Below are 11754 nucleotides of genomic sequence, written 5' to 3' on the forward strand. Positions count from 1 at the left end.
TCAGCTCGGGCCCAGCCGGCGCTGCCGCTCCGCCCGCCACCAGCGGTGGATGATCAGCACGCTGGCGATCAGGCCGAGGCTGGCCGGGGCGGCCGCGTACCAGTTGATCGAGCCGGGGGAGCTGACCGCCGCGCCGATGGCCGCGTAGCCGATCGCGGTGGGGGCGGAGGCGATCACGCTGCCGGCCAGGAACGGCAGCACGCGCGCCCCGGTGGTGCCGTAGCCGTAGCTGACCAGCCCGAACCCGGCGATCGGCAGCAGCCGGACGGTGATCACGCCGAGCACGCTCTGCCGGGCGAACCAGCCGTCCAGCCGGGCCAGCCGGCCGCGGACCCGCTCGGCGACGAACTGCCGGCCGAGCAGGCGGCCGACCGCGAAGCCGAGGGCCGCCGCGAGCAGCGCCGCGCCGAGGGCGTACGCGGCGCCCTGCACCGGGCCGAAGATCGCGCCGGCGGCCAGCGTCACGAAGGTACGCGGGACCAGCGCCACGAGCAGCAGCGCGCCGCCCACCACGGCGGCGACCGGGGCGTACCCGCCGAGCGAGTGGGCGAGCCGGGGCAGGTCGCCCGGGTCCGGGTGGGGGACCAGCAGCAGCGTGACACCGAACCCGGCGAGCAGCAGGAGCAGCAGCGCGAACCGACGCGCCGACGGCTGCCGGAGCATCCGGACGAGCCGGCGGGACGCCGGTCGTCGCCGCCACGGTCGGGCGGCGCCCGTCATGCCCTCGCGGCGGCGGCCACGGCGGTGCGGCGCTCGGACCGGAGCCGGTCGGCCCAGGTGTCGTCGAGCGGGGGGAGCTGGTGGATGCCGGTCGCCCAGCGCAGCAGGAGGTCGGCCAGGGCGGGGTTGCGGGCCAGCGCCGGGCCGTGCGAATAGGTGCCGAGCAGCTTGCCCCGCCAGGCGCCCTCGGTGGTCCCGTCGTTGCCGACCCCGGTGGTCACCCGGGCCACCGGCGACACGCCGGGGCCGAGGTGGGTCCGCCCGCCGTGGTTCTCGAACCCGGTCAGGTACGGGATGCCCAGCCGCGGGTCGACCTCGCCGGCCAGCTCGCCGACCGCCCGGGTGGGACCCCGGTCGGAGGAGATGTCCAGCAGCTCCAGCCCGGTGCAGCGGGTGCCCTTGGCGAAGAAGGAGGTGCCGAGCAGCTGGTAGCCGGCGCAGACGCCGAACACCACCGAGCCCTGGGCCACCGCCCGGTGCAGGCCGCCGTCGGCGATCAGCCGCTGCGCGCCCAGCGCCTGCGGGCCGTCCTCGCCGCCGCCGATCAGGTAGATGTCGGCGGTGGCGGGCAGCCGCTGGTCGGAGCGGACCTCCAGCACCTCGACCGGCATGCCGCGCAGCTGGGCCCGGCGGGCCAGGATCAGCGCGTTGCCCCGGTCGCCGTAGGTGGACAGCAGGTCGGGGTAGATCCAGACGATGCGCAGGCTCTCAGTTGACACGGTCCAGCTCCGCTCGGATGTCCTGGAAGGCGGTGTAGTTGGCGATGACCTCCAGCCGGCCCGGCGGCACCGCCCGGACCGCGTCGTCGAAGCTCCGCACGTGCTGGAACGGCACGCCGTTGACGTCGAGCCGGACGGCGAGGTCGTACGCCCGGTCGCCGGTGATCAGCACCTGCCGGCCGCGCAGCGGGGAGAAGTCGACGTCGAAGAGCCAGGAGGTGTCCAGCCCGTCGGGGTCGCGCGCGTTGATGGAGAGCAGTGTGGGCGCGACGTCGGCCATGTCGAACGCCTCCAGCCAGCTGGCCGGGTTCTTGGCCAGCAGCAGCCGGATGTTGCGCCCGTCCCGGTCGACCTGGGCGTAGCGGCCGGCCACCGAGGTGACCGTGCCCAGCCGGGAGACGGCGTCCACGGGGCGTACCCCGAACTCGGCGGCGACCGCCAGGGCGGTGGCCGCGTTGCCGAGGTTGACCTTGCCGGGGAGCTGGAGCTGCACCTTGTGCCAGGCGCCGGTGGGGTCGAGCACCCCGTCGTCCTCGACCGTCCACTGCGGCTGCGGCCGGCGCAGCGGGCAGCCGGTGCACCACCACTGCTCGCCTGAGCGCTGGATGGTGGAGCCGCACTCGGGGCAGACCCAGGAGTCGTCGTGCCAGCGCTGGCCGGCGCTGAACCAGGTGACCTGCGGCGGGACGTGGCCGCGGGCCGGGTCGGCCGGCGGGGTGGCGGCCCAGACCACCATCGGGTCGTCGGCGTTGGCGACCACCCGCAGGTCGGGGTGCCGGACCAGCGCGGCGCGCCAGAGCTGCGCCATCATGGCGACCTCCTTGGCCCGGTCGAGCTGGTCGCGGGAGAGGTTGAGCAGCGCCACCACGTGCGGCTCGGTGGCGTCCAGCACCTGGGCGAGGTAGTGCTCGTCCACCTCGAGCACGGCGTAGGGGGTGCTGCCGGCCTTGGCCAGCGCCGAGGTGTGCCCGGTGGGCATGTTGGCGCCGAAGGAGTTGGTGGCGACCCGGCCGAGCACCCCGACGGCGGCGGTGGTGAGCCGGGTGGTGGTGGTCTTGCCGTTGGTGCCGGACACCAGGGCGATGGCGCGCCCGGCCGAGAGGTGGGCCAGCAGGTCCGGGTCGATCTTGAGGCCGATCCAGCCGCCGATCACCGAGCCGTCGCCACGGCCCGCGGCCCGGGACAGCGCCGCGGCGGTCCGCGACACGGAGCTGGCCACCTTTGCCCGCAGGGGCATCTTCGCGTCCGTCACCCGAGCGAGGTTACCGGACCACCGGGCCCACCAGATCGCCGCCGACGGCGATCCGTTCGGCCGGGGACGGCCGGCGGACGGTCAGCGCGCGTTCCGCCGGACGGAGTCGATCTATGTCGGGAAGCGGACCGCCGGCGGGGCGCGCCGGGCCCCTCCACTCCGCCCCACCCCCGCTGACGTGCTGTTTTGCGCGTGGAAACGCCACGCCGCGCGGGCGTTTCCGGTTGCAGGTGGAGGGAAGTGGAGTAGAGTGGGGCGCGATGGTGAGGCCGGGAGGGCCGCACCGGCCCGGGGGGTCAGCGGCGCCGCGAACGCCGCTCAGGGCGAGGGGGTTGGGCCGATGTTCCTCGGCACCCACACTCCGCGCCTGGACGACAAAGGCCGGTTGATCCTTCCGGCGAAGTTCCGGGACGAACTGGCGGGGGGTGTCGTGATCACCAAAGGGCAGGAGCGCTGCCTCTACGTCTTCCCGATGCCCGAGTTCCAGCGGATCGCCGACCAGTTGCGCGCGCAGCCGATGACGAGCAAGGCGGCCCGGGCCTACAGCCGGGTCTTCTTCGCCAGCGCGCACGACGAGGTGCCGGACAAGCAGGGGCGGGTCACCATCCCCGGGCACCTCCGGTCGTACGCCGCTCTCGACCGCGACCTGGTCGTGATCGGCGCGAGCACCCGGGTGGAGATCTGGGACAGGGCGGCCTGGGAGGCCTACCTCGCGGAGAGCGAAGACGACTTCGCCGACATCGAGGAGGGGGTGCTGCCCGGCGGTCTGTAGGGCGTGACGGCGCCCGACGTACTGCGAGATCTCCAGCCGCTTTCGAGTTCCTGGCACCCCTTCCCCGGTGCCAGGCGCACGATCCGATACGGAGGGCCGCGGCCTCCGGCGGGCGGGGAGCGGATGGGGATCTGGCGGTATGGCGAGGCGTCGTGGCGACGACGGGCACCGGGACGGAAACAGGTTTCAACCAGTGGGGGTCGAGATGGGGGAGCTACGCGGCACGCACGTGCCGGTGCTGCTCGAGCGGTGCCTCGAGTTGCTGGCCCCCGCGCTGGGCCGGCCCGGCCGTACCGTCCACGTCGACGCCACGCTCGGCCTGGCCGGGCACGCCGAGGCGGTGCTCGAGGCGCACCCGGACACCGTGCTGATCGGCCTGGACCGGGACACCGAGGCCCTCGCCCACGCACGCGTCCGGCTGGCCCGGTTCGCCGACCGGATCCACCTCGAGCACGCCGTCTACGACGAACTGCCCGACGTGCTCGACCGGCTCGGTTACCCGGCGATCGACGGGGTCCTGTTCGACCTCGGCGTCTCGTCCCTGCAACTGGACGCGCCCGACCGCGGGTTCGCCTACGCGCAGGACGCGCCGCTGGACATGCGGATGGACCAGACCCGGGGGGTGACCGCCGAGGAGGTGGTCAACACCTACTCCCACCCGGACCTGGCCCGGGTGCTGCGGGTGTACGGCGAGGAGAAGTTCGCCGGGCGGATCGCCTCGGCGATCATCCGGGAGCGCGAGCGCGCCCCGATCACCTCGTCGGCGCGACTGGCCGAGCTGGTCCGGGAGAGCATTCCGGCACCAGCCCGACGAACCGGGGGACACCCGGCAAAGAGAACGTTTCAGGCTTTACGGATCGAGGTAAACAGGGAGCTGGCAGCGCTGGAGACGGCGCTGCCGGCCGCTCTCGACAAGCTCACCGTGGGCGGCCGCATGGTGGTCCTGTCCTACCACTCGCTGGAGGACCGGCTCACCAAGCAGGCGCTCGCCGACCGGGTCCGCAGCAAGGGCCCGGTCGACCTCCCGGTCGAACTGCCCGGGTCGGGTCCGACGTTCCGGCTGCTCAGCCGGGGCGCGGAGCTGCCCGGGGAGGCGGAGGTCGCCGCGAACCCGCGTGCCGCCTCGGTGCGGCTGCGGGCCGCGGAACGGCTCGACCCGGAGGAGGCCCGGCAGGGGCGTACCGACCGCGAACGGTACCGCCGCCGGGTGAAGGCGATGCACCAACCGGGGACGGGGTCGCCGGGGTCCGCGACGGGCCCGGGGTCGGCGCCGGGGGACGGGAACGGGACGGACGAAGAGGGGGAGGGGACATGAACGTCAACCAGCGCGACGGCCGGGACACCGGCATCGGGCAGCGCGCACCGCGGTCGGGGGGCCGGACCGCGGCGCAGCGTACCCCGCGCGGCACCACGTCGACGGCGGCGGCCGACCGGCCCGACCGCCGGGGGGAGGCTCGCGCCCGGGGGGCGCGCGAGTTCCCCACCCAGGGCAGCGCCGCCCTGCGGCCGGCCGAGCGCACGAAGGCCACCGGCACGACCTCGCCGCGGCTGCGGGTCGCCCCGCCGCCGCCGGTCCGCGTGCCGCGGGCGCCGTTCGTCGGGCTCATCCTGGTGCTCGTGGTCGGCGGGGTGCTCGGCATCCTGGCGGTCAACACCAAGATCAACGAGAACGCGTTCAAGCTGGAGAAGCTCCAGCAGCAGCAGGCCAAGCTCGACGTCGACCAGCAGCAGCTGGAGAAGGAGATCGCCGACCAGAAGGCGCCGGGCAACCTCACGGCCAACGCCCGCAAGCTCGGCCTGGTCGACTCGGACGAGCTGGCCTACATCCGGCTGCCGGACGGGAAGGTGATCGGCGTTCCGCACCCCGTCGAGGGCGCGCCGGCGATCACCAGCCAGCAGGGCAACGGAGGCTGAGCAGTGCCGCCGAGATCGGAGGAACCGCGCCGGGACGCCACGGGCTCCCGGCGCGGCTCGTCCCGGGGCGCGGAGCACCGGGAGCCGGGCGTCGGCGGCATCTCCGACGCCCGGGCGTACACGCCGCGGGGCCGCACCATCCGGGAGGGCGGCGGCGCCGCCCGGACGGGTGGCGGTACCGAGCAGCGGCGTACCCCGCGCAGCAGCCGCTCCGGCGACCCGTTCCGGCCGGCCCTGCAGGTGCTCGACGGCGGCCGGACCGGGGCGACCCGCGCCGGCCGCCGGGAGACCGCCGCGGGCGGCCGGGCCGGCGTGGTGCGGACCGTGTCCGCCCGGCCGGGGCGCGAGCCGTTCGACGACGACGACGAGGCGCCGTCGCCACGACGCCGGCCCGGGCCGCGGCGCCCGGCGCGGCCGGCCGCCACCCGGCGGCCGGTCCGCAAGCCGCGCCGCCCGCCGAAGCTCGCCGACCCGCGCCGCCGGCTGCGGCTCGGCACGCTGCTCGTGCTGGCGCTCTTCACCACCATCGGCATCCGGCTGGTCTTCCTCCAGACCGTCAGCACCCCGGCGTACGCCGACGGCGGGCTCGCCAACCGGCTCGCCGTGGTCGAACTGCCGGCACCGCGCGGGGCGATCTACGACCGCACCGGCGCCCCGCTGGCGCACAGCGTCGAGGCGCGGTACGTCTTCGCCGACCCCACCCAGGTCAAGGACCCGGTCGCCACCGCGAGGCTGCTCTCCCCGCTGCTCGGCGTGCCCGCCTCGCAGCTGGCGGAGAAGATGCGGCCCCGCAAGCTGCCCGGCGGCGGCTGGTCGCAGTTCGAGTACCTGGCGCGCGGCGTCGACATCGACCGGGCCAAGCAGATCATGGCGGCCGACCTGGCCGGCATCGGCGTGCACCGCGACGAGCGGCGCGAGGTGCCCGGCGGCGACCTGGCCGCCAACCTCATCGGCTTCGTCAGCCAGGACATGAACGGCCTCGAAGGGCTGGAGGCGAAGTACGACGACGTGCTGGAGGGCAAGGCCGGCAAGAAGAGGTACGAGGTGGGGCAGGGCGACCTGGCCGCACCGATCCCGGGCGGCTACAGCCAGACCACCCCGGCCCAGCCGGGCAGCTCCCTGGAGCTGACGATCGATCGCGACCTCCAGTTCCAGACGCAGCGGATCCTGTCCGACGGGATGGCCCGCACCCGGGGCAGCGTCGGCGCCGCGGTGATCATCGAGGTCGGCACCGGCGACGTGCTGGCCCAGGCGAGCTACCCGAGCTACAACGCCGCCGACCCGACCAAGGTCAACTCCTCGGCCGACCGCGAGGACGCGGCCACCAGCTTCATCGTCGACCCGGGCTCGATCCACAAGGCGATCACCTACGGCGCCGCCCTCCAGGAGGGGGTGATCACCCCGGACACCACCTTCCCGGTGGCCAACAGCATCCAGAAGGGCGACACCACCTTCCGGGACACCCATCCGGCCAACGGGCAGAAGATGAGCATCCCGGGGATGCTCGCCTTCTCGTCCAACGTCGGCACCATCGAGATCGCCGACCGGCTGGGCCGGGACCGGCTGATCGACTACCAGAAGCGGTTCGGGCTGGGGCAACCCACCGGCGAGGGCATGCCCGGGGAGGCCAGCGGCCGGCTGCTCCCGGCCGACCAGTGGAGCGACTCGTCGTCCGGGTCGGTGCCGATCGGGCACAGCGTCGACGCCACCCCGTTGCAGATGGCCGCCGCGTACGCCGCCATCGCCAACGACGGGAAGTACGTCCAGCCGCACCTGATCAAGCAGGTGATCGGCCCGGACGGGAAGAAGAAGCCCGCCGCCGACCCGGTGACCCGCTCGGTGCTCAGTCCGGCCAACGCGGCCGCGCTGCGCCGGATGCTGGAGGCGGTCACCACGGTCGACGGCCCGGACGGGCGGGCCACCGGCCTGGCCGCCGCGGTGCCGGGCTACCGGGTGGCCGGCAAGACCGGCACCGGTCTGCGCTACGACAACGGCAAGCTCCAGCCCGGCGAGGTCGGCTCGTTCATCGGGATGGCCCCGGCGGAGAAGCCGCGGTACGTGGTGGCGGTCTTCGTCTGGAGCCCCGGCGGCGAGGGCGGGGCGGTGGCCGCCCCGGCGTTCCGGGAGATGATGGGCTTCACCCTCCGTCACTACCGGGTGCCGCCCTCGGCGACCGACAGGTCCCCGAAGTTCGAGGTCTTTCCGCACTGAGCCGGCACGGCGGGACATCATCGGTGAGTGGCGACGAACCACCGGGGCGGCTGTGCGGTCGGAACCGGACGACCGGGTAGGGTCTGACGCCGTGCCCGGCAATCCACGTCCCGCCACCGTGAATCCCGTCCGGCTCGGCGACCTCGCCGCCCGGCTGGCCGTCGCGCCGCCGGAGGGGGCCGCCGAGGTGGCCGTCACCGGGGTGACCCACGCCAGCCAGGAGGTCCGCCCCGGCGACCTGTACGCGGCCCTGCCCGGGGCCCGCCGGCACGGCGCGGAGTTCGCCGCCGCGGCGGCCGGGGCGGGCGCGGTGGCCCTGCTGACCGACCCGGCCGGCGTCGCGCTGGCCGCCGACGCGGGCCTGCCCGTGCTGGTCGTCGACGACCCCCGGGCGGTGCTCGGCGAGGTCGCCGCCACCGTCTACGGCGATCCGACCGCCGGGCTGACCATGATCGGCGTGACCGGCACCGCCGGCAAGACCTCCACCAGCTACCTCATCGAGTCCGGGCTGCGCGCCGCCGGGCACACCACGGGCCTGATCGGCACGGTGGAGACCCGGCTCGGCGACCTGGTGATCGACAGCGTCCGGACCACCCCGGAGGCGACCGACCTGCACGCCATGCTGGCGGTGGCCCGCGAGCGCGGGGTGGACACCGTGGTCATGGAGGTCTCCAGCCACGCCCTGGCCATGGGCCGGGTCGGCGGGGTCCGGTTCGACGTCGGCGGCTACACCAACTTCGGCTCCGACCACCTGGACTTCCACGCCGACGAGGCGGACTACTTCGCCGCCAAGGCGAAGCTCTTCGACGGGCGCTGCCGGGTCGAGGTGCTCAACCACGACGACCCGGCGCTGCGGCCACTGCTCAAGCCGGCGACCGTGACCTACTCGGCGGCCGGCGACCGGAGCGCCACCTGGTGGGCCGACGGGATCGGCGGCGAGGGCTACGCCCAGCGCTTCACCGTGCACGGCCCGGACGGGCTCACCCTGCCCACCGGGGTGGCCCTGCCCGGCCGGCACAACGTGGCCAACGCGCTGCTGGCCGTCGCCACCCTGGTCGCCGCCGGCGTCGACCCGGCCACCGCGGCCCGCGGGGTGGCCGCCTGCGGTGGCGTGCCCGGCCGGCTGGAACTGGTGAGCGGCGACGCCCCGGTGCGCGGGGTGGTCGACTACGCGCACAAGGCGAACGCCATCGAGGCGGTCCTCGTGGCCCTGCGGGACCTGACCGACGGCCGGCTGATCTGCGTGCTCGGCGCCGGCGGCGACCGGGACCGGGGCAAGCGGCCGGTGATGGGCGGCACCGCCGCGCGGGGCGCCGACGTGGTGCTGGTGACCGACGACAACCCGCGCACCGAGGACCCGGCCGCGATCCGGGCCGAGGTGCTGGCCGGCGCGTACGCGGCGGGCGCCGGCGCGCGGATCATCGAGGCGCCCGGCCGGCGCGCCGCGATCGAGGAGGCGGTCCGGTTGGCCGAACCGGGGGACATCGTGGCGCTGCTGGGCAAGGGGCAGGAACGCGGCCAGGAGGTCAACGGCGAGGTGCTGCCGTTCGACGACCGGGTGGAGCTGGCGGAGGCGCTGCGCGCCCGCTTCGGCGACCTGGTGGGGCAGCGATGATCCCGCTGACCCTGGCCGAGGTGGCCGCCGCGGTCGACGGCCGGCTGGTCGTCGCCGACCCGGACGCCCGGGTCACCGGCTCGGTGGAGTTCGACTCCCGCAAGGTCACCCCCGGCGGCCTCTTCGTCGCCTTCCCGGGCGAGAAGGTGGACGGGCACGACTACGCGGCCGGCGCGGTCGAGGCCGGTGCGGTGGCCGTGCTGGGCACCCGCGAGGTGCCCGGGGTGCCCATGGTGCTGGTGGGCGACGCGCTCGACGCCATGGGGCGGCTGGCCCGCGCCGTGGTCGACCGACTGCCCGGACTGACCGTGATCGGGCTGACCGGCTCCTCCGGCAAGACCACCACGAAGGACCTGATCGCCCAGCTCGCCGTCCGGCTCGGCCCGACCGTGGCGCCGCCCGGCTCGTTCAACAACGAGCTGGGGCACCCGTACACGGCGTTGCAGGCCGGCCCGGAGACCCGCTACCTGGTGATGGAGAAGGGCGCCCGCGGGGTGGGGCACATCCGCTACCTCTGCGACGTGGTGCCGCCGCGGATCTCCGTGGTGCTCAACGTCGGGGTGGCACACCTCGGCGAGTTCGGCTCGGTGGAGACCATCGCGCTGGCCAAGGGGGAGCTGGTCGAGGCGCTGCCCGCCGACGGCCTGGCCGTGCTCAACGCCGACGACCCGCGCGTCGACGCGATGGCGGCGCGCACCGAGGCCCGGGTGGTCCGGTACGGCGAGTCCGAGCGGGCCGACGTGCGCGCCGTGGACGTGACGGTGGACGGGCGGGGCCGGCCGTCGTACACCCTGGTCACGCCGGAGGGGAGCGCGCCGGTGCGGCTCGGGCTGACCGGCCGGCACCAGGTGTCCAACTCGCTGGCCGCCGCGGCGGTCGCCCGGGAGCTGGGGCTGCCCCTGGCCGACCTGGCGGTGGCCCTGGGCGAGCTGGGCCTGGTCTCGACCCGCCGGATGGACGTGTTCGAACGCCCCGACGGGGTGACCGTGATCGACGACTCGTACAACGCCAACCCGGCTTCCACCGGCGTGGCGCTGCGGGCGCTGGCCAGCATGCGGGGGACGGGGCGTACCGTCGCGGTGCTCGGCTACATGGCCGAGTTGGGCGACTTCGAACGGGAGGGGCACCAGCAGGTCGGCCGGCTCGCGGCCGAGCTTGGGGTGGACCGGCTGCTCGTGGTGGGCGAGCCGGCGGCGCCGATCCACGAGGGCGCGACAGCGGTAGGCAACTGGGGAGGAGAGTCGGTGCTGCTCACCGATCAGGCGGCGGCCGTCGAGGTGCTGCGGAGCGAGCTACGTCCGGGTGACGTGGTGTTGGTGAAGGGCTCCCGGTACCGAACCTGGGAGGTGGCGGACGCGCTGCGCGCGGACGCCGCGAAGGGGTCGGCCGCATGAGGGCGGTGATCGTCGCCATCGGGGTCGCCTTCCTCGTCTCGCTCTTCTGCACCCCGATCGCGATCAAGGTGTTCACCCGGCTCAAGGCCGGCCAGCCGATCCGGGCCGAGGGCCCGGCCATGCACCAGGGCAAGAAGGGCACGCCGACCATGGGCGGCGTGGTCTTCATCCTGGCCACGGTGATCGCGTACGTCGCCGGCCACCTGGCCCTGACCACCCTGCCGGACGCGCAGATCGCCCAGGTCGAGCCGACCATCACGGCGCTGGTGCTGCTGGGGCTGATGGTGTTCTCCGGTGCGGTCGGCTTCATCGACGACTTCCTGAAGGTCCGCAAGCGGCACAGCGGCGGCCTGAACAAGCGTGGCAAGCTCGCCGGCCAGATCGTGGTCGGCGCGATCTTCGGGATCGTGGCGCTCTACTTCCCGAGCAGCATGACCGACGTGAGCGGCAACGCGACCAACACCGAGACCGTGGGCAGCACGATGCTGAGCTTCATCCGGGACATCCCGGCCCTGGAGATCGGCAAGATCGGCGCGGTGATCGTCATCATCCTGGTGGTGATGGCGGCGACCAACGGGGTGAACCTGACCGACGGCCTGGACGGCCTGGCCACCGGCGCCTCGGTCATGGTGCTGGCCGCGTACGCGCTGATCGCGTTCTGGCAGTACCGGCACTGGTGCGCCGACCCGAACTACCCCGCCGGGGAGTACTGCTACACGGTCCGGGACCCGCTGGAGATCGCGTTGATCGCCGGGGCGGCGGCCGGAGCCTGCGTGGGCTTCCTCTGGTGGAACACCTCGCCGGCCCGGATCTTCATGGGCGACACCGGGGCGCTGGGCCTGGGCGGCCTGATCGCCGGCATGGCGATGTCCACCCGGACCATCCTGCTGCTGCCGATCATCGGCGGTCTCTTCGTGATCATCACGATGTCCGTCGTGATCCAGATCATCTCGTTCCGGACCACCGGGAAACGGGTGTTCCGGATGTCGCCGCTCCAGCACCACTTCGAGCTGGCCGGCTGGAGCGAGGTCAACATCGTGGTCCGGTTCTGGATCATCGCCGGCATCGGGGTGGCCATCGCGCTGGGCCTGTTCTACAGCGAGTTCCTCGCCGCGACGAGCTGATCCGCTGCCGCTGCGTCACGGCGGGATCCCCCG

At 74.3% G+C, this 11754-nt stretch carries 10 protein-coding genes; 7 read left to right on the top strand and 3 right to left on the bottom strand.

Annotation, left to right across the window (positions count from 1 at the left end; all coding sequences use genetic code 11):
* Genes IEY96_RS13375 through IEY96_RS13385 form a run of 3 tightly spaced genes read right to left on the bottom strand, consistent with a single transcriptional unit; the run spans position 1 to position 2676 of the window.
* Positions 1-720, bottom strand: a complete 720-nt coding sequence (locus IEY96_RS13375) for a TVP38/TMEM64 family protein (RefSeq protein WP_189195127.1) — start codon at positions 718-720, stop codon at positions 1-3.
* On the bottom strand, positions 717-1439 hold the full coding sequence (locus IEY96_RS13380) for a type 1 glutamine amidotransferase (RefSeq protein WP_189195128.1): 723 nt from the start codon (positions 1437-1439) through the stop codon (positions 717-719). Before IEY96_RS13380 ends, IEY96_RS13375 begins: the two co-directional genes overlap by 4 nt.
* Complete coding sequence (locus tag IEY96_RS13385) at positions 1429-2676, bottom strand: MurT ligase domain-containing protein (protein ID WP_189195286.1); 1248 nt, start codon at positions 2674-2676, stop codon at positions 1429-1431. Before IEY96_RS13385 ends, IEY96_RS13380 begins: the two co-directional genes overlap by 11 nt.
* Positions 2677-3031: 355 nt before the next feature.
* Between IEY96_RS13385 and mraZ the strand changes: the two genes are divergently transcribed.
* The 7 genes from mraZ (at position 3032) to mraY (ending at position 11721) form a co-directional block, all read left to right on the top strand.
* Positions 3032-3463, top strand: a complete 432-nt coding sequence (mraZ, locus tag IEY96_RS13390) for a division/cell wall cluster transcriptional repressor MraZ (protein ID WP_073831045.1) — start codon at positions 3032-3034, stop codon at positions 3461-3463.
* A gap of 205 nt (positions 3464-3668) precedes the next feature.
* On the top strand, positions 3669-4778 hold the full coding sequence (gene rsmH / locus IEY96_RS13395) for a 16S rRNA (cytosine(1402)-N(4))-methyltransferase RsmH (RefSeq protein WP_189195287.1): 1110 nt from the start codon (positions 3669-3671) through the stop codon (positions 4776-4778).
* A complete protein-coding gene (ftsL, locus tag IEY96_RS13400; protein ID WP_189195129.1) occupies positions 4775-5377 on the top strand; it encodes a cell division protein FtsL in 603 nt (200 codons plus the stop codon). Before rsmH ends, ftsL begins: the two co-directional genes overlap by 4 nt.
* A gap of 3 nt (positions 5378-5380) precedes the next feature.
* A complete protein-coding gene (locus IEY96_RS13405) occupies positions 5381-7588 on the top strand; it encodes a peptidoglycan D,D-transpeptidase FtsI family protein (protein ID WP_189195130.1) in 2208 nt (735 codons plus the stop codon).
* Positions 7589-7640: 52 nt separating this feature from the next.
* Positions 7641-9203, top strand: coding sequence for a UDP-N-acetylmuramoyl-L-alanyl-D-glutamate--2,6-diaminopimelate ligase (locus IEY96_RS13410; protein WP_189195131.1), 1563 nt, complete (start codon positions 7641-7643; stop codon positions 9201-9203).
* Positions 9200-10597: a UDP-N-acetylmuramoyl-tripeptide--D-alanyl-D-alanine ligase gene (locus IEY96_RS13415; protein WP_189195132.1), complete on the top strand. Its 1398-nt coding sequence runs from the start codon at positions 9200-9202 to the stop codon at positions 10595-10597. Before IEY96_RS13410 ends, IEY96_RS13415 begins: the two co-directional genes overlap by 4 nt.
* Positions 10594-11721, top strand: a complete 1128-nt coding sequence (gene mraY / locus IEY96_RS13420) for a phospho-N-acetylmuramoyl-pentapeptide-transferase (RefSeq protein ID WP_189195133.1) — start codon at positions 10594-10596, stop codon at positions 11719-11721. The genes IEY96_RS13415 and mraY overlap by 4 nt, the downstream gene beginning before the upstream one ends.
* The last annotated feature ends 33 nt before the right edge of the window (positions 11722-11754 follow it).

Source organism: Micromonospora fulviviridis (genome assembly GCF_014648395.1).
GTDB classification, from domain to species: Bacteria; Actinomycetota; Actinomycetes; order Mycobacteriales; family Micromonosporaceae; genus Micromonospora; species Micromonospora fulviviridis.

Coding starts and splice junctions, on each gene's coding strand:
- IEY96_RS13415 (WP_189195132.1), top strand. CDS start 9,200: ATGATCCCGCTGACCCTGGCCGAGGTGGCCGCCGCGGTCGACGGCCGG.
- IEY96_RS13375 (WP_189195127.1), bottom strand. CDS start 720: ATGACGGGCGCCGCCCGACCGTGGCGGCGACGACCGGCGTCCCGCCGG.
- rsmH (WP_189195287.1), top strand. CDS start 3,669: ATGGGGGAGCTACGCGGCACGCACGTGCCGGTGCTGCTCGAGCGGTGC.
- ftsL (WP_189195129.1), top strand. CDS start 4,775: ATGAACGTCAACCAGCGCGACGGCCGGGACACCGGCATCGGGCAGCGC.
- IEY96_RS13385 (WP_189195286.1), bottom strand. CDS start 2,676: ATGCCCCTGCGGGCAAAGGTGGCCAGCTCCGTGTCGCGGACCGCCGCG.
- mraY (WP_189195133.1), top strand. CDS start 10,594: ATGAGGGCGGTGATCGTCGCCATCGGGGTCGCCTTCCTCGTCTCGCTC.
- mraZ (WP_073831045.1), top strand. CDS start 3,032: ATGTTCCTCGGCACCCACACTCCGCGCCTGGACGACAAAGGCCGGTTG.